General features: G+C 54.5%; 16 protein-coding genes. 5 read left to right on the top strand and 11 right to left on the bottom strand.

The window, feature by feature from the left end; genetic code table 11:
- Positions 1-27: 27 nt before the first annotated feature.
- The 3 genes from AAF463_RS13885 to zipA all read right to left on the bottom strand — a co-directional run bounded on the left by AAF463_RS13885 (position 28) and on the right by zipA (position 3,312).
- Positions 28-246 (bottom strand): DUF3820 family protein, encoded by a 219-nt coding sequence (locus AAF463_RS13885; RefSeq protein ID WP_101763581.1) that lies wholly within the window; start codon positions 244-246, stop codon positions 28-30.
- Position 247: 1 nt separating this feature from the next.
- Positions 248-2,266, bottom strand: coding sequence for an NAD-dependent DNA ligase LigA (gene ligA / locus AAF463_RS13890; protein WP_217548922.1), 2,019 nt, complete (start codon positions 2,264-2,266; stop codon positions 248-250).
- Between the two features lie 68 nt (positions 2,267-2,334).
- Complete coding sequence (gene zipA, locus AAF463_RS13895; RefSeq protein WP_137386242.1) at positions 2,335-3,312, bottom strand: cell division protein ZipA; 978 nt, start codon at positions 3,310-3,312, stop codon at positions 2,335-2,337.
- A 217-nt stretch (positions 3,313-3,529) separates the two neighbouring features.
- On the opposite strand from zipA, the gene cysZ reads away from it, so the two are divergent.
- The 5 genes from cysZ to crr all read left to right on the top strand — a co-directional run bounded on the left by cysZ (position 3,530) and on the right by crr (position 8,476).
- A complete protein-coding gene (gene cysZ / locus AAF463_RS13900; protein ID WP_101763578.1) occupies positions 3,530-4,288 on the top strand; it encodes a sulfate transporter CysZ in 759 nt (252 codons plus the stop codon).
- 140 nt (positions 4,289-4,428) lie between these two features.
- The gene (cysK, locus tag AAF463_RS13905) at positions 4,429-5,400 is read left to right on the top strand and encodes a cysteine synthase A (protein ID WP_101763577.1); all 972 of its coding nucleotides are present in this window, start codon (positions 4,429-4,431) and stop codon (positions 5,398-5,400) included.
- A gap of 388 nt (positions 5,401-5,788) precedes the next feature.
- The gene (gene ptsH, locus AAF463_RS13910) at positions 5,789-6,046 is read left to right on the top strand and encodes a phosphocarrier protein Hpr (protein WP_101763576.1); all 258 of its coding nucleotides are present in this window, start codon (positions 5,789-5,791) and stop codon (positions 6,044-6,046) included.
- Positions 6,047-6,203: 157 nt separating this feature from the next.
- On the top strand, positions 6,204-7,931 hold the full coding sequence (ptsI, locus tag AAF463_RS13915; RefSeq protein WP_110866519.1) for a phosphoenolpyruvate-protein phosphotransferase PtsI: 1,728 nt from the start codon (positions 6,204-6,206) through the stop codon (positions 7,929-7,931).
- 41 nt (positions 7,932-7,972) lie between these two features.
- The gene (gene crr, locus AAF463_RS13920) at positions 7,973-8,476 is read left to right on the top strand and encodes a PTS glucose transporter subunit IIA (protein ID WP_008107804.1); all 504 of its coding nucleotides are present in this window, start codon (positions 7,973-7,975) and stop codon (positions 8,474-8,476) included.
- Between the two features lie 224 nt (positions 8,477-8,700).
- Here crr and AAF463_RS13925 read toward each other — a convergent pair whose 3' ends face one another.
- From AAF463_RS13925 to AAF463_RS13960, 8 genes are all read right to left on the bottom strand, one after another.
- Positions 8,701-10,062: an ATP-binding protein gene (locus AAF463_RS13925; protein WP_101763574.1), complete on the bottom strand. Its 1,362-nt coding sequence runs from the start codon at positions 10,060-10,062 to the stop codon at positions 8,701-8,703.
- A complete protein-coding gene (locus tag AAF463_RS13930) occupies positions 10,059-10,739 on the bottom strand; it encodes a response regulator transcription factor (RefSeq protein WP_008107810.1) in 681 nt (226 codons plus the stop codon). Before AAF463_RS13930 ends, AAF463_RS13925 begins: the two co-directional genes overlap by 4 nt.
- A 176-nt stretch (positions 10,740-10,915) precedes the next feature.
- Positions 10,916-11,797, bottom strand: a complete 882-nt coding sequence (gene cysM / locus AAF463_RS13935) for a cysteine synthase CysM (protein ID WP_110866517.1) — start codon at positions 11,795-11,797, stop codon at positions 10,916-10,918.
- Between the two features lie 72 nt (positions 11,798-11,869).
- On the bottom strand, positions 11,870-12,958 hold the full coding sequence (cysA, locus tag AAF463_RS13940) for a sulfate/thiosulfate ABC transporter ATP-binding protein CysA (protein ID WP_101763572.1): 1,089 nt from the start codon (positions 12,956-12,958) through the stop codon (positions 11,870-11,872).
- Positions 12,948-13,820 (bottom strand): sulfate/thiosulfate ABC transporter permease CysW, encoded by an 873-nt coding sequence (cysW, locus tag AAF463_RS13945; protein WP_350260959.1) that lies wholly within the window; start codon positions 13,818-13,820, stop codon positions 12,948-12,950. The genes cysA and cysW overlap by 11 nt, the downstream gene beginning before the upstream one ends.
- Positions 13,820-14,653 (bottom strand): sulfate/thiosulfate ABC transporter permease CysT, encoded by an 834-nt coding sequence (gene cysT, locus AAF463_RS13950; RefSeq protein ID WP_064739484.1) that lies wholly within the window; start codon positions 14,651-14,653, stop codon positions 13,820-13,822. Before cysT ends, cysW begins: the two co-directional genes overlap by 1 nt.
- A complete protein-coding gene (locus AAF463_RS13955) occupies positions 14,653-15,669 on the bottom strand; it encodes a sulfate ABC transporter substrate-binding protein (protein ID WP_350260960.1) in 1,017 nt (338 codons plus the stop codon). Before AAF463_RS13955 ends, cysT begins: the two co-directional genes overlap by 1 nt.
- Positions 15,670-15,938: 269 nt before the next feature.
- Entirely contained in the window at positions 15,939-16,835 is an 897-nt protein-coding gene (locus AAF463_RS13960; protein WP_350260961.1) for a Dyp-type peroxidase, read from the bottom strand.
- Between the last annotated feature and the right edge of the window lie 60 nt (positions 16,836-16,895).

The raw sequence follows: 16,895 nt of genomic DNA on the forward strand, positions 1-16,895 counted from the left end.
AACGGCCCGCAAAAGCGGGCCGTTTTGTTATTCATTGCGCTTGAGCGGTTTGATTAAACCTTCCAGCCCTTCGATCTTGATGGTCAGCGTCAGCTGCATCAATTCGCCTAACTTACCGGCCGGGAATTCATCTTTGCGAGCGAACCACAACAAATACTCCTCCGGCACATCAATCAGCGCTCTGCCCTTGTACTTGCCGAACGGCATCACGGTGTTGGCGATTTCAACCAGTTGCTGTTTATCCACGTTACGCTCCGAGCAGGCGAATCATTTCCGCTTCGTCGATCACCGGAATGCCGAGCTCCTGCGCTTTCGCCAGCTTGGAACCGGCCGCTTCCCCCGCAATCAGCAAATCGGTTTTCTTCGACACGCTACCGCTCACTTTAGCGCCCAACGCTACCAGACGCTCTTTGGCATCATCGCGATTCATCTGCGACAGAGAGCCGGTCAGTACCACGGTTTTACCGGCAAATGGACTATCAATTTCTTCGACATTGACCACTTCAACCTGCGGCCAGTGCACGCCAATCTCTTCAGTAAGATCGCGAATAACGGCGCGGTTGCTCTCTTCATCCATAAAGTTACGCACATGCGTCGCCACCACTTTGCCGACATCTTGTACTTCAATCAGCGCATCGAGATCGGCGTTCATCACCTTTTCCAGCTCGCCAAAGTGATTGGCAAGGTTGGCGGCAGTGGCTTCGCCCACTTCGCGAATACCCAGCGCATAGAGGAAACGTGCCAGCGTGGTGGATTTGGCCTTTTCCAGCGCATCAACCACGTTCTGAGCCGATTTAGGGCCCATGCGATCGAGTCCGGTTAGCTTACCGGCAGTAAGGCGGAACAGATCGGCTGGCGTTAAGACGTACTCTTTCTCCACCAGCTGATCGATGATCTTATCGCCCATGCCATCGACATCCATCGCACGACGCGAAACGAAGTGTTTAAGTGCTTCTTTACGCTGCGCGCCACAAATCAGGCCGCCGGTGCAGCGCGTCACAACTTCACCTTCCACGCGTTCAACGTCTGAACCGCACACCGGGCAATGACCTGGGAAGACGATTTCACGCGTCTCTGCCGGGCGCTCCGATTCCACCACGTTGACCACTTGCGGAATCACGTCACCGGCGCGGCGAATCACCACCTTGTCGCCAATGCGCAAACCCAGTCGGGCAATTTCATCGGCGTTGTGCAGCGTGGCATTACTTACCACAACGCCCGCAACCTGAACCGGCTCCAGACGCGCGACGGGCGTAATCGCGCCGGTGCGGCCCACCTGGAATTCGACATCGCGCACGAACGTCATCTGTTCCTGCGCCGGGAATTTAAAGGCTACAGCCCAGCGCGGCGCTCGCGCCACAAAGCCGAGCTGCTCCTGCAGCGCCTGCGAATCGACCTTGATAACCACGCCATCGATATCGAAGCCGAGCGACGGGCGCTCCTGCTCAACCTGACGATAAAACGCCAGCACTTCATCGGCGCTGTGTGCCAGGCGAATACGATCGGTGACTGGCAATCCCCACGCCTTAAACTGTTGCAGACGTTGCCAATGGCTGGCAGGCATTTCACCGCCTTCCAGCAGACCAAAACCGTAGCAGAAGAAGGTCAGTGGACGTTTAGCGGTGATGCGTGGATCGAGCTGGCGCAGTGAACCGGCTGCGGCGTTGCGTGGGTTAGCAAAGACTTTCGCGCCGGTGCGACGCGCTTCTTCATTCAGCTTTTCAAAACCGCTTTCGGTGATAAACACTTCGCCACGCACTTCAACGCGTGCGGGGATGTTATCGCCATGCAGACGCAGCGGAATGGCGTGAATTGTGCGCACGTTCGCCGTGATGTTCTCGCCAGTGGTACCATCTCCGCGCGTCGCCGCACGCACCAGCAGGCCATCTTCATACAGCAAGCTCACGGCTAGACCATCCAGCTTGAGCTCGCAGCAGTAAGTCAATTCGTCAGTGCTTTTAAGGCGATCCTGCACGCGTTTATTAAAGGCAAGGAAGCCCGCTTCATCAAAGGTGTTGTCCAGCGATAACATCGGCACTTCATGACGCACTTGCTCAAAAGCCGCCAGCGGTGCCGCACCCACGCGTTGGGTGGGTGAATCAGGGGTGATCAAATCAGGATGTGCGCTTTCCAGCTCGCGCAGCTGAACCATCAATCGGTCATACTCTGCATCCGGAATTTCCGGCGTATCCATCACGTGGTAGAGATATTCGTGGTGACGTAACGTGGTGCGCAGCGCGGTGATCTGCTCCTGAACCGATTTCATAGTCTCTTATCCGATAAAAAACCCCCGACAGGCGGGGGTTATACTTGTTTTGACTCAGCTAGCGGCGATTAACCGATAACTTCGCGAATACGCGTTTTGTAGGTTTCCAGCTTCTGCGGCGTCATCATGCGACGCTCATCATCCAGCACCACGCCGCCTACATCATCAGCGATACGCTGCGCGGATTGCAGCATCAGCTTGAAGTTCTGATTCGCATCGCCGTACGACGGCACCATCATGAAGATCGAGACGCCAGGCGTTGAGAAATTCCCCATTTGATCCGGATCGAATGAACCCGGCTTCACCATGTTCGCCAGGCTAAACAGCACCGGACCGCTGCCGGCTGGGCTAAGATGGCGATGGAAAATGTTCATCTCACCAAACTGGAATCCGGCCTGCAGGATGCCCTGCAACAGCGCTTCACCGTTCAGTTCGCCGCCCGCATGTGCAGCTACGTGCAGCACTAATACGGCCTCTTTTTTACTGCCAGGCGCAGCAGCCGCTGGCTGTGGCGCTTCTGGTTGATGTGCAACTGGCGCTTCAGGTTCGAATTCTGGCTCTTCTGCGGCGAGGAATTCAGGTGCAGGTTGAGTCGCGGAAAGCGGTTCGTTATCCAGCAATGGATCGGCCTGAATTGGTTGTGGTGCAGGCGCTGGCGCTGGCTTCGCCACTGGCGCTTGCGGCGCAGCCGGCTTACGCACGTCTGGCTCGTTATCCAGCAGCGGATCGCCTAATAATGGGTCAGCCTGACGTGATGCCGGTTGACGTACAGGTTCAGGCGCACGCGGCGCGCTCGCTGGACGTGCAGTGAATTCAGGTTCTTCATCCGCATCACGAGGACGACGTACACGGACTTCGCCGACGCCATCATCTTCTTCGCTCAGCAGATCTTCATCGGCTTCTTCGCGCTGTTTCAGACGTTTGTGCGGGCGATCACGAAACACGGAGGAGCGCTCTTTACGGCTGGTCCACAGTCCATGAAGTAGCAGCGCTATTATGGCGATCGCGCCAACAACGATTAATATCAGACGCAAATCCTGCATCATTGTATTCTCTGTTGTTCCAATACCTTGCCACCACGGCAAACTTTATCCTCTAACTGTATTTGCCCAGCTAAACAAGTGCAAGTCTGTGCAGTATTTTCTGACAAATTAGATAGCTGCCCCACGCTTTTTTGCTGTTTTTTCGCGCAAACACTGCCTGAAGCCGATAAAAAGCCAGGTTATGATGGTCGCGCCGCTATATTTAGGAGAAAGGCTCGCTATGCCCGCAGGAAATTCGGTCTCAACATTTAATGGTGTTCACTACTTCGCTGAAGGATGGAAACTGGTGCGCCTGCCCGGCATTCGTCGCTATGTCATCATGCCGCTACTGATCAACATCGTGCTACTTGGCGGTGCCTTTATCTGGTTGTTTCAGCGCTTGGGGCAGTGGATCCCGGCTTTAATGTCACATATCCCTGACTGGCTGCAGTGGCTGAGTTATCTGCTATGGCCGCTCTCAGTGATTTCGATTGTGTTGGTATTCAGTTACTTCTTTTCGACTCTGGCAAATCTGATTGCCGCGCCCTTCTGTGGCTTGCTCGCCGAGCAGCTTGAAGGGCGATTGACCGGAACGCCATTACCAGATAGCGGTTGGGTGGGCCTGATAAAAGACATACCGCGCATCATGAAGCGAGAGTTTCAGAAGCTCGGCTACTATTTGCCGCGTGCGCTTGGTTTGCTGTTGCTGCACTTTATCCCCGGCTTTGGACAAACGGTGGCGCCCGTTCTATGGTTTTTATTCAGTGCGTGGATGCTGTCCGTGCAGTATTGCGACTACCCATTTGATAACCACAAAGTGAGTTTCCAGCAGATGCGCCAGGCGTTGCGCCAGCACAAAAGCGCAAATATGCAATTTGGTGCGCTGGTTAGCCTGTTCACCATGATCCCGATTATCAATCTGGCGATTCTGCCGGTTGCGGTATGCGGTGCAACGGCCATGTGGGTGGATCGTTATCATGCACAACATGCACGCCGCTAAAGCTTTAAATCGTCTTATGCATTTTTGCGTAAGGCTTATGGTTGTGCGCTATATAGATATGCGATTTCTTTCCTTCCGCACATCATTAGAAAAGGTATGCTCTGAGGGTTCCCAATATTTCATACAGTTAAGGACGAGCTATGAGTAAGATCTATGAAGACAACTCTCTGACAATTGGTCATACGCCGCTGGTTCGACTGAACCGCATCGGTAACGGCCGCATTCTGGCTAAGGTCGAGTCGCGCAACCCGAGCTTCAGCATCAAATGCCGTATCGGTGCCAATATGATTTGGGACGCGGAAAAACGCGGTATTTTGAAGCCGGGCGTTGAGCTGGTTGAACCAACCAGCGGTAACACCGGTATTGCGCTGGCTTACGTCGCCGCAGCGCGCGGTTACAAGCTGACGCTAACCATGCCAGAAACCATGTCAATTGAGCGCCGCAAGCTGCTGAAAGCGCTGGGAGCTAACCTGGTGCTAACCGAAGGTCCTAAAGGCATGAAAGGTGCCATCGCGAAGGCGGAAGAGATTGTCGCCAGCGATCCGGACAAATATGTGCTGTTGCAGCAGTTCAGCAACCCAGCCAACCCGGAAATCCACGAAAAAACCACCGGTCCAGAAATTTGGGAAGACACCGACGGCGAAGTGGACGTGTTTATTGCGGGCGTGGGCACCGGCGGTACGCTGACAGGCGTGAGCCGTTACATCAAGAATACCAAAGGCAAGACCGAGTTGATTACCGTTGCCGTTGAGCCAACAGATTCACCGGTTATTGCTCAGGCACTGGCGGGCGAAGAGATCAAACCAGGCCCACATAAAATTCAGGGCATCGGTGCCGGCTTCATTCCTGGCAACCTTGATCTGGAATTGATCGACCGCGTAGTGGCGATCACCAATGAAGAAGCCATTAGCACCGCCCGTAAGCTGATGGAAGAAGAAGGTATTTTAGCAGGTATCTCTTCAGGTGCTGCCGTTGCTGCCGCGCTGAAGCTGCAAGAAGATGAAGCCTTCGCCAACAAGAACATCGTGGTGATTCTGCCCTCCTCCGGCGAACGTTATTTAAGTACCGCGCTGTTTGCCGATCTCTTCACTGAGAAAGAACTCCAGCAGTGATGCTGAAAGTCTGAAACTGACGAAAAAAGCACCCGAATGGGTGCTTTTTTGTGGTGCAGATCTCACTTTTATCACCCGACAGATTGCTTTCAGTGATGCGGCTCTGGTATTTAAGCTTCCAATTATTTCGGTGCCTGAAATTAATCCGCCTTTGAAGTGGATCAAGCTGAATCGATTTACTGATTTGGCGAAACGGCGAATCACGGCATAATGAGAAGAGTGACGCATTCGTGCAGTTTTTGATCTGTCACTGTTAATGACGTACTCATTCGAGCGCATTTTATGGTGAGCTTAAAGCCATACCAGCGCACCTACACAGGCTAAAGTTACGGCTCCAGGCTAGACTTTAGATCCATAACACCAAACCTGATAAAGTTGGGGAAATAGAATGTTCCAGCAAGAAGTTACCATTACCGCACCTAACGGCCTTCATACTCGTCCTGCAGCCCAGTTCGTCAAAGAAGCAAAGGCTTTTAAGTCAGAAATCAATGTGACCTCTAATGGCAAATCTGCCAGCGCGAAAAGCCTGTTTAAACTGCAGACTTTGGGTCTGACTCAAGGTACGGTTGTTACGCTGTCTGCTGAAGGTGAAGACGAGCAGCAAGCGGTTGAGCACTTGGTCAAGCTGATGGCTGAGCTGGAGTAACCGGCTCAGTTCGCAACTAAACCGACCCCTTTGCCCCATTGAGTGCAAATATCTTGATCGCGGACAATCTGTCCGCGTTATTGCATCTTTAGAGTACTGCTCCGCGACAGTGGCGACGCATCGGGTCAATGAGCCATCGTGATTAAAAGGTAGGGTTATGATTTCAGGCATTTTAGCATCACCGGGTATCGCTTTCGGCAACGCACTTTTGCTGAAGGAAGATGAGATCGTCATCAGCCGTAAAAAAATTACTGACGATCAGGTTGAGCAGGAAGTTCAGCGCTTCCTCGATGGACGCAGCAAAGCTGCTTCACAGCTCGAAGCCATTCGCATTAAAGCCGGTGAAACCTTCGGTGAAGAGAAAGCGGCGATCTTTGAAGGTCACATCATGCTGCTCGAAGACGAAGAGCTTGAGCAGGAAATCATCGACCTCATCAAGAAAGACCATGCTACCGCGGACGCCGCTGCTCACACCGTGATTGAAGGCCAGGCCGTTGCACTGGAAGAGCTGGATGACGAATACCTGAAAGAGCGTGCGGCTGACGTACGTGATATTGGTAAGCGTCTGCTGCAGAACATTCTCGGTCTGCACATTGTCGACCTGAGTGCGATTGCTGACGAATCTATTCTGGTGGCGAAAGATTTAACGCCGTCAGAAACCGCACAGCTGAACCTGAAAAAGGTGCTGGGCTTTATTACCGATCTGGGTGGGCGTACATCTCACACCTCGATCATGGCGCGTTCGCTTGAGCTGCCTGCGATTGTCGGCACCGGCAACGTGACTGCCACCGTGAAAAACGGTGATTTCCTGATCATTGATGGCGTGAACAACAAAATTTACGTCAATCCAACTGATGACGTGCAGGAAGAACTGAAAGCAATTCAGACTCAATATCTGTCTGAAAAGCATGAACTGGCGAAACTGAAAGATCTGCCAGCCATTACGCTGGACGGCCATCAGGTTGAAGTCTGCGCTAACATCGGTACCGTGCGTGATGTTGCCGGTGCTGAGCGCAACGGTGCGGAAGGTGTTGGCCTGTATCGTACCGAGTTCCTGTTTATGGACCGTGATTCACTGCCAACCGAAGAAGAACAATTCCAGGCGTATAAAGCCGTGGCTGAAGCCGTGGGTTCGCAGGCGGTTATCGTGCGTACCATGGACATCGGCGGCGACAAAGATCTGCCTTACATGAACCTGCCGAAAGAAGACAACCCGTTCCTCGGCTGGCGCGCGATTCGTATCGCCATGGACCGTAAAGAGATTTTGCATGCGCAGCTGCGCGCGATTCTGCGTGCATCCTCATTCGGTAAACTGCGCATCATGTTCCCAATGATCATTTCAGTAGAAGAAGTTCGCATTCTGAAAGGCGAACTGGAGCTGTTGAAAGCGCAACTGCGTGAAGAAGGCAAATCCTTTGATGAGACCATCGAAGTCGGCATCATGGTTGAAACGCCAGCATCCGCAGTGATTGCTCGCCATCTGGCGAAAGAAGTCGACTTCTTTAGTATTGGGACAAATGACCTGACGCAGTATACTCTGGCGGTCGATCGTGGTAATGATTTGATTTCACACCTCTATAACCCAATGACGCCGTCTGTTCTTGGCCTCATTAAGCAAGTGATCGATGCATCACATGCCGAAGGGAAATGGACCGGCATGTGTGGTGAGCTGGCTGGTGATGAACGTGCTACACTACTGTTACTGGGAATGGGGCTGGACGAATTCAGCATGAGCGCCATTTCAATCCCAAGCATCAAGAAAATCATTCGTAATACTAATTTCGAAGATGCGAAGGCATTGGCGGAGCAGGCTCTGGATCAACCAACAGCGGATGATTTGATGAATTTGGTCAACAAGTTCATTAAAGAAAAAACGCTCTGCTGATCCACGGACGCTAGCCTCAAATTACTGCTTAGGAGAAGATCATGGGTTTGTTTTCTAAACTTTTTGGCGAAAAATCAGAGAGCGCGTCAGGCACTATTGATATCGTTGCGCCTCTGTCAGGCGAAATCGTAAATATCGAAGACGTACCTGATGTGGTATTCGCTGAGAAAATCGTGGGTGACGGTATCGCAATCAAACCAACCGGCAACAAAATGGTTGCACCGGTTGATGGTACTATCGGCAAGATTTTCGAAACTAACCACGCATTTTCAATCGAGTCTGATAACGGTATCGAACTGTTTGTTCACTTCGGTATCGACACGGTTGAGCTCAAAGGTGAAGGTTTCAAACGCATCGCTGAAGAAGGCCAGAAGGTTAAGAAAGGCGACGTGGTGATCGAGTTTGATCTGGCACTGCTGGAAGAGAAAGCGAAATCCACGCTGACGCCGGTTGTAATCTCGAACATGGACGAGATTAAAGACCTGATCAAACTCTCCGGTCAGGTAACTGTGGGCGAGACTCCGGTTATCCGCATTAAAAAGTAAACTTCGGCTGATTCGTGAGAATTGCAAAACGGCACCCAATGGGTGCCGTTTTTTGTTTACTTAACTCTGTATGTGCGAGGAGCGGTCAGGACGACGGGTCAGATCGTAAAGACGGCATAAACCGTCCCTGGGCCTCGGCCCGCGCCGTCCATGGCGCGGGACGCTTTACTCCTCTGCCCCGTCGTCCTGCCCGGTGTAGCAAATGTGCGCGTTATCAGGAAAAATCATTCCTGCTTCCAGCGCGGTAACCTTAACGTTAACTCCAGACCACCTTCCGGGCGATTTACCGCCTGAACTTCACCGTGATGCGCCAGAATCACCTTACGCACAATCGATAGCCCCAAACCGTAGCCTTTGCCCATCAGCGGAGAATTAACCCGTACAAAAGGATCGAAGATGCTCGAAAGCTTCTCATCGTCCACGCCCGGCCCTTGATCGCGCACGCTAATTGCCAGCCACTGATTTTCCGCCTGCAGCCGCACGTTGATGTGCTGCCCTTTGTGCGAGAATCGCAGCGCATTGCGCAGCACATTCTCCACACCACGACGAATCAGTTCCGCATTGCCGTGAACGGTGTAATCGGCATTCTCATCCACCTGAAAATCGACAATCACGCCGGGAATCTGCGCTTCGTAGCGCACATCGGTCACCACCGCATGCAGCAGGCCGGTAAGGTCGAAATATTGTTCCCCAGGCATACTTTCGTGCTCAGCGCGCGAAAGCGTCAGCAGCTCGCCAATCATCTTGTCGAGGCGTCGGGCTTCCTCATCAATGCGATTGAGCGAGGATTCGACGGATTCCGGCGTCTGCCGCGCCAGGCCTGTCGCCAGCTGCAAGCGCGCCAGCGGTGAACGCAGCTCGTGGGAGATATCATGCAGCAGCTCCTCACGCGCTTTCACCAGCGTATCGAGGCGCTCGACCATCGCATCAAAATCCTGCGCAACGTTCGAGAGCTCATCATGGCGTTTGCGCATCACCGGATAGAGCCGTACCGACAAATCACCGCTGGAGACGCGCGCAAAGCCCTCACGCAGCTGCCGCATTGGTCGCGTCAGGTTCCACGCCAGCAGCAGGCTAAACAGCAGCCCCAATGCGCCAGCGAAGGTAAACATCGGTTCGGGGATATTCAGGATGCGGCGCGGGCGGCCGCCGCCCATTGAGCTGTCTTCGCGCAGACCTTTAACGTCGTAACGCAGCTCGTACTGTTTGCCATCCTGCCCTTTTACCCAGCGCACAATCACATCAGGAAACGGTCCCTGAAAGGGTTCGTTGATGCTTTCTGGCGGCGCATTGTTGGGCGTCGCAGCGGGTTTTTCGTGCTGGATCACCGAGAAGAATTGCCGATCGTTCGGTTCCCAGTCGGCCATCATGTCATCAAGCGAGCTGGGACCACCGCGCTCCAGTACTGAAACCGCTGACGCCATTTGCAGATTAACGATACGCCGAATCGCCACCAGCTCTGGCGGCTCATGTCGATTACCGGAGAGCGTAAAGCCTAGCCACAACAGTTGGCTGATGATGACAAACACAATCCAGAAGCCCAGCAAAATCTTCCAGAACATGCGGCCGCGATAGCTGTGTTTCATCGAATGCGATAACCAATACTGCGCACAGTTTCAATGTTGACGCTGTCGGCGGTTAAGGCAGCCAGCTTTTGACGGATGTTGCTGATATGCACATCAACGCTACGATCGTAAGCTTCGCGCGGGCGGCCAAGGCCTTTTTCCGACAGCTCATCTTTCGACACCACGCGATCCGGCGCACGCAGCAGCAAATCCAGCAAGTTAAACTCTGAAGCCGTCAGATCGAACGCTTTGCCCTGCCATTCGGTGATACGCGTGGCGGGATTGAGGCTGAGATCGCCCCAGCGCAGCAGCTCTTTCTTATCCGGCAGCGGAGTCTGATCTTCAAAGCGACGCAGCACGGCGCGCAGACGGGCCACCAGTTCACGCGGATAGCACGGTTTCGGCATGTAATCATCCGCACCCATTTCCAGGCCGATCACCCGATCAATATTGTCGCCTTTCGCCGTCAGCATAATTACCGGTAATCGGCTGTTCTGCCGCACCTGGCGCAGCACATCGATGCCGCTCATATCAGGCAGCATGATGTCGAGAATCATTGCGGTATAGTTGCCCGATAACGCGCCTTCCACCCCGGCGCTACCGGTTAAAACCAGTTGTGTTTCAAAACCTTCAGCAATCAGGTATTGGCTCAACATGGTGCCAAGTTCTACATCATCATCAACCAGCAGAATTTTCATCGTTATCTCTCGTGTAAATTGCCGCTATTTTGTCCTGAGTCCACAACGAACGCAGCCGGTTTTACGCGATCCTTACGTTGCTTACGTCAGACGAATATTACGAAGACTATAGACAAAAATGGCCTGGACGTACCATCACAGTACGCGCAGGCCAAATCATCGGTGGGAAGGTGGGATCAGTGGAAAACGCCGGTTGAGAGATAGCGGTCGCCGCGATCGCACACAATCGCCACCACCACGCTGCCTGGCTGGGCCGTGGCGATACGCAATGCGCCCGCCACCGCGCCGCCAGAGCTGACGCCACAGAAAATCCCTTCACGCTGCGCCAGCGCGCGCATGGTCTCTTCCGCCTCGCGCTGCGCCATATCTATTACCTCATCCACTAACTCCGGACGGAAAATGCCAGGCAAATAGGCTTCAGGCCAGCGACGTATACCGGGAATGCTGCTGCCCTCTTGTGGCTGCAGGCCAATTATCTGCACCGCTGGCGCGAACTCTTTCAGGTAACGCCCAACGCCGGTAATGGTGCCGGTGGTGCCCATGCTGGAGACAAAATGCGTCATGCGGCCAGCGCTTTGCTGCCAGATTTCCGGGCCCGTGGTGAGATAGTGGCCCAGCGGATTATCGGGATTGTTGAACTGATCCAGCACACGTCCTTCGCCGCGATCGGCCATCGCCTGCGCCAAATCGCGTGCCCCTTCCATGCCCTGCTCGCGCGATACCAGCAGCAATTCAGCGCCGTAGGCGCGCATCGCATCCTGGCGCTCCTGGCTCATGTTATCGGGCATCAACAGGCGCAGCTTGTAGCCCTTCATCGCGGCGATCATCGCCAGCGCAATGCCGGTATTGCCGCTGGTGGCTTCAATTAAGGTATCGCCCGGTTTGATGTCACCGCGCAACTCCGCCTGATGAATCATCGACCAGGCCGCACGGTCTTTGACGGAACCGGCTGGATTGTTGCCTTCCAGCTTTAGCCAGATCTCGCTGCCGTTATCAGGCGTCAGGCGCTGCAACTTTATCAACGGCGTATTGCCGATGGTATTTTCCAGTGTGGTCACGGTTTAATTCCAGACGAAAGAGGGGCAAATAAAACGGGCGGGAAAGTCCCGCCCGAAGGAGTGTCAAAAATATCAGGCGCTCTCGGCAAAGGCAACCGGGCGAAGCGGCGTAGTGCCATGGTAAATTCGCGCCTGTTGCAGGCCAACGAACAGGCGTTCACCACGCATCGGCGCATGGTGATCGCCGTCGAACACCACGGAGAACACCTCGCCCTGCCAGCCGCTCGGCTGAACTACCAACTGCCAGAAGTGGCCGCGCGGGCTGATCTCCAGCACCTGCACCGGCAAAGGCGTTTCCAGGCTGCTCTGGCGTGAAATATCGATTTCCCACGGACGCAGGAACAGTTCAACTTCGCCCTGATGCGCAGGCGTGTAGCCCAGCGGCCAGCGATGCGCGGCCACATGGAACTGAGAGCCATGTACTTCGCCTGTAAAGCGATTCACTTCGCCAAGGAATTCCAGCACAAAGCGCGTCGATGGATCGCGCCATACGTCATCTGGCGTACCAACCTGTTCAATGTTGCCCTGGCTCATCACCACCACGGTGTCCGCCACTTCCATCGCTTCTTCCTGGTCGTGGGTCACGAACACGCTGGTGAATTTCAACTCCTCATGCAACTGACGCAGCCAGCGACGCAACTCTTTACGCACCTGCGCATCCAACGCGCCAAACGGCTCATCCAGCAGCAGAATTTGCGGTTCTACCGCCAATGCACGCGCCAGCGCTACACGCTGCTTCTGCCCACCGGACAACTGTGCCGGGAAGCGGTTGCCCAGATGGGAAAGTTGTACCATCTCAAGCAGACGCGTAACGCGCTGTTTGATCTCAGCAGCACCTGGACGTTCGCGACGTGGCAGAACGGTAAGGCCAAAGGCGATATTGTCGAACACCGTCATGTGGCGGAACAGCGCGTAGTGCTGGAACACAAAGCCCACCTGACGATCGCGCGCATGGATGCGGCTGACGTCTTTGCCATTGAAATGGATCTGTCCGCTATTCTGATGTTCCAGCCCAGCGATGATACGCAGCAGCGTGGTTTTACCAGAACCGGATGGCCCCAGCAGCCCCACCATCTTGCCGGAAGGAATATCCAGAGAGATGTCGTTAAGAACCGATGTGCGGTCAAACGATTTGTTGATTTGTTTAATCTCAATGCTCATGATTTTCCTCCTGTAGGCGCTTCTGCTGATGCTCTAATCGCCACTGCACCACGCTTTTCAGAAACAGCGTTACGATTGCCATCAGGGTCAGCAGCGCGGCGGCAGTAAAGGCGCCCACGGTGTTGTAATCCTGATGCAGTAATTCAACCTGAAGCGGCAAGGTATAGGTTTCGCCGCGAATCGATCCCGAAACCACCGAGACCGCACCAAATTCGCCAATCGCACGTGCGTTGGTTAGCACCACGCCGTACATCAGCGCCCAGCGGATATTCGGCAACGTCACGCGGCGGAACATCTGCCAGCCGGATGCGCCGAGCAGCACCGCCGCTTCATCTTCGTGACTGCCCTGGCTCAGCATCACCGGCACCAACTCACGCACCACAAACGGACAGGTAACGAAGATGGTGACCAGCACCATGCCCGGCCAGGAGAACATAATCTGAATATTGTGCGCATCCAGCCAGCCACCGGCAGGACCGTTGACGCCCCAGAACAGCAGATACATCAAGCCGGCAACCACCGGCGACACGGCAAACGGGATATCAAACAGCGTCAACAGCAGCTGGCGGCCGGGAAAGGTGAAGCGCGTCACCAGCCACGCCAGCAGCGTACCGAACACCATGTTGACCGGCACGGTAATCAGCGCCACCAAAAGGGTCAGCCAGATGGCGTGCAGCATGTCGCCATCTTTCAGGTTACTCAGCGAGGCAACCAAACCCTGGTTGAGCGCCTCCCAGAAGATGGAAACCATCGGCACCACCAGCAGCAGGATGGAAACCAGCGCACCGATGCCAATCAGCAGCCACTTGCCCCAGTTGATTGGCTGGCGGTCGGCGTGGTTGATGTGTGAAATCTCCGCCATCAGTGGCCTCCTAAGCGACGGCCGAAGCGGCTCTGCAAGGTGTTAATCGCGAACAGCAGCAGCAAAGAAGCCGCCATGATCACCGAGGCGATGGCGCTCGCCGCCGGATAATCAAACTCCTGCAGACGCACGAAAATCATCAGCGAGGTCACTTCCGTTTTCCAGGCGATGTTGCCGGCGATAAAGATTACCGCGCCAAACTCACCGATGCTGCGGGTAAACGACAGCGCAGTGCCGGCAAGCAATGCCGGCGCCACTTCTGGCAGCACCACGCGACGGAAGCTCTGCCAGCGCGTTGCGCCCAGCGTTTCCGCGGCTTCTTCATATTCCGGACCTAACTCTTCCAGCACCGGCTGCACGGTACGCACCACAAACGGAATGCTGGTAAAGGCCATCGCCACAGCGATGCCGAGCCAGGTGTAAGAGACTTTGATATCAAAATGCGCCAGCCACTGACCGTACCAGCCGTTGACCGAAAACAGGCCCGCCAGCGTTAAACCTGCCACCGCAGTCGGCAGCGCAAATGGCAGATCCATCAAACCATCCAGCAGCGTGCGGCCGGGGAAGCGATAACGCGTCAGAATCCACGCCATCAGCATGCCGAATACGGCGTTGAACAGCGAGGCCACGCCCGCCGCCAGAATCGTCACTTTATAGGCGGCGATCAGCTGTGGATGGCTAATCACCGCCCAGTATTGCGCCAGCGTCATCTGCGACAGCTGCATCAGCAGCGCGCTGATCGGCAGCAGCAGAATCAGACAGGTGAAGAGTAAGCTGGTGCCGAGGCTCAATCCAAAGCCCGGCAAAACACGTTTTTGAGCGAGCGCGAACATTAACCGCGCCCCGCTGCCAGTAATTTGTCCAGCTCACCGTCATTGGCAAAATGGACTTTCATCACGTTATCCCAGCCGCCAAAGGCGTCTTTGACGTTGAACAGTTCTGTCTGCGGGAAGCGATCTTTCTGCTCCGCCATCAGCTGCGGGTTATTCACGCGATAATAATAATTGGTGATGATTTTCTGCGCTTCAGGCGTGTAGAGATAATTCAGATAGGCTTTGGCCGCGTCTGCGGTGCCGTTGTGCTCGACATTTTTGTCGACCCACGCCACCGGGAACTCCGCCAGAATATTGGTTTTTGGCACGATCACTTCGTAGTCGTCTTTGCCGTACTGATTACGGATGTTATTCACTTCCGATTCAAAGCTGATCAGCACATCGCCCAGACCGCGCTCGGCAAAGGTGGTGGTCGCACCGCGACCGCCGGTATCAAACACTTCCACGTTCTTGAGGAACTTCGCCATAAAGGCTTCAGTTTTGGCTTTATCTTTGCCATCCGCCTGATCGGCAGCGCCCCACGCGGCGAGATAAGTGTAACGGCCGTTACCCGAGGTTTTTGGGTTAGGGAAAATCAGCTTCACGTTATCGCGCGCCAGATCGGCCCAGCTGTGAATCTGCTTTGGGTTACCTTTACGCACCAGAAACGCCATGGTGGAGTAAAACGGTGAGCTGCTGTTTGGCAGACGTTGTTGCCAGTCAGCGGGAATCAGTTGGCCTTTGTCGTGCAGCACCTGCACATCGGTCACCTGATTGTAGGTCACCACATCGGCGCGCAGCCCTTGCAGAATCGCCAGCGCCTGCTTAGAAGAACCGGCGTGCGACTGCTTGATGGTCAGCTTGTCATTAGGATGGGCAGCGTCCCACTGTTTTTCAAAGGGTGCATTCAGGGCAACGAACAGTTCGCGCGAAACGTCGTAAGAGCTATTCAGCAACTCGGTCGCTTGCGCCGCACCGGCTAAAGCACACGACAGCGCGATACCGCCAAGCCATTTTTTCGAAATCGGAAGTGTCATGCTGCACCCTGAAAGACGACAGTTAAGCCAATGCCATTAGATGCTGTCAGTGTATTTATAACTCAGGGGAAAGCTGTAACGGTTTTATATATCGTTTAGGGATTTCAAAGTCTAAAAAGGCATAAGACGGCGGGAGAGTTTATGCGGCGAATGGAAATGTAAATCGGCATTAAGCGATTCATTGCGCAATAAATGGCGCCGCGACAAATAAGGGCTGATATCCGTAGCGGCGCGATGAATCGCGCCAGGTTGACCTTAATACATAGAGGTTACAGCGCTTGCAAAGCATCCAGCGACGGCGCAAAAAAGTAGCTGCCGCTAACCGGTTTGGTGAAGCGCAGCATGGCGTCCATCTTGCCGTCGCGCTCGCCGAACATGCTCAGCAATTGCTGCTCAATATTGTAGAGACGATGACAGTAAGAGATGAAGTACAGCCCATGCGTGCCACTGGCGCTGCCGTATGGCAGGCTCTGGCGCAGAATCTTTAGCCCTTTGCCCTCTTCTTTCAGATCGACGCGGCTGAGATGCGATGTCGCAGGACGCTGATCGCCCGGCAACTCTTCATCCGTCTCTTTAGTACGGCCAATAATCGCTTCCTGTTTCTCCACCGCCATGCGGTTCCACAGCTTAAGGTTGTGCTCCCAGCGCTGGGTAAACACATAGCTGCCGCCCGCATCCGCGCCTGCGCTGATAATCGCTACCTCCTTGCGCGCTTCGCCCTGCGGATTTTCCGTGCCATCGACGAAGCCCGACAGATCGCGATTTTCAATCCAGCGGAAACCGTGCGTCTCTTCTTCGATATTGACCGCAGCGGCAAAGGCGCTAAGTGCCGCCTGAGCCAGCGCGAAGTTCACGTCGTGTCGTTGAGATTGAATATGGATCAGCAAATCGCGCTGCGTGGCAGGCGCAATGCCGTTACCAAGCGCGGCGAAAGCTTTGAGTTCAGGTGCAGAAGCGTTGCCTTGCAGATCGCGCCACAGCGCATCACCAAAGGCGATCACCGCGCCCAATCCGGCATCACTGAATTGCGTCTGCAGCGCTTCAAGCTGCTGTAAGAAGAATTTGCTGCCCTGGCGCAGCGCGTCAAGATCGCCCATAACGCGGGCTTCGAGCCAAATGGCGAAACGGCGGTGCTCCAACAGGATCCCGCTCTGAAACTGAGACATTGCTATGCTCTCCGGCATGAAGGTTAGACGATATTTTTTCGCCCGCATCATACCGGAAAG

This window comes from Pantoea sp. BJ2 (assembly GCF_040255075.1).
Lineage (GTDB): Bacteria > Pseudomonadota > Gammaproteobacteria > Enterobacterales > Enterobacteriaceae > Pantoea > Pantoea leporis.

Coding starts and splice junctions, on each gene's coding strand:
- cysK (WP_101763577.1), top strand. CDS start 4,429: ATGAGTAAGATCTATGAAGACAACTCTCTGACAATTGGTCATACGCCG.
- crr (WP_008107804.1), top strand. CDS start 7,973: ATGGGTTTGTTTTCTAAACTTTTTGGCGAAAAATCAGAGAGCGCGTCA.
- ptsI (WP_110866519.1), top strand. CDS start 6,204: ATGATTTCAGGCATTTTAGCATCACCGGGTATCGCTTTCGGCAACGCA.
- AAF463_RS13960 (WP_350260961.1), bottom strand. CDS start 16,835: ATGTCTCAGTTTCAGAGCGGGATCCTGTTGGAGCACCGCCGTTTCGCC.
- cysZ (WP_101763578.1), top strand. CDS start 3,530: ATGCCCGCAGGAAATTCGGTCTCAACATTTAATGGTGTTCACTACTTC.
- cysW (WP_350260959.1), bottom strand. CDS start 13,820: ATGGCGGAGATTTCACACATCAACCACGCCGACCGCCAGCCAATCAAC.
- cysA (WP_101763572.1), bottom strand. CDS start 12,958: ATGAGCATTGAGATTAAACAAATCAACAAATCGTTTGACCGCACATCG.
- ptsH (WP_101763576.1), top strand. CDS start 5,789: ATGTTCCAGCAAGAAGTTACCATTACCGCACCTAACGGCCTTCATACT.
- AAF463_RS13955 (WP_350260960.1), bottom strand. CDS start 15,669: ATGACACTTCCGATTTCGAAAAAATGGCTTGGCGGTATCGCGCTGTCG.
- cysT (WP_064739484.1), bottom strand. CDS start 14,653: ATGTTCGCGCTCGCTCAAAAACGTGTTTTGCCGGGCTTTGGATTGAGC.
- AAF463_RS13930 (WP_008107810.1), bottom strand. CDS start 10,739: ATGAAAATTCTGCTGGTTGATGATGATGTAGAACTTGGCACCATGTTG.
- zipA (WP_137386242.1), bottom strand. CDS start 3,312: ATGATGCAGGATTTGCGTCTGATATTAATCGTTGTTGGCGCGATCGCC.
- ligA (WP_217548922.1), bottom strand. CDS start 2,266: ATGAAATCGGTTCAGGAGCAGATCACCGCGCTGCGCACCACGTTACGT.
- AAF463_RS13925 (WP_101763574.1), bottom strand. CDS start 10,062: ATGAAACACAGCTATCGCGGCCGCATGTTCTGGAAGATTTTGCTGGGC.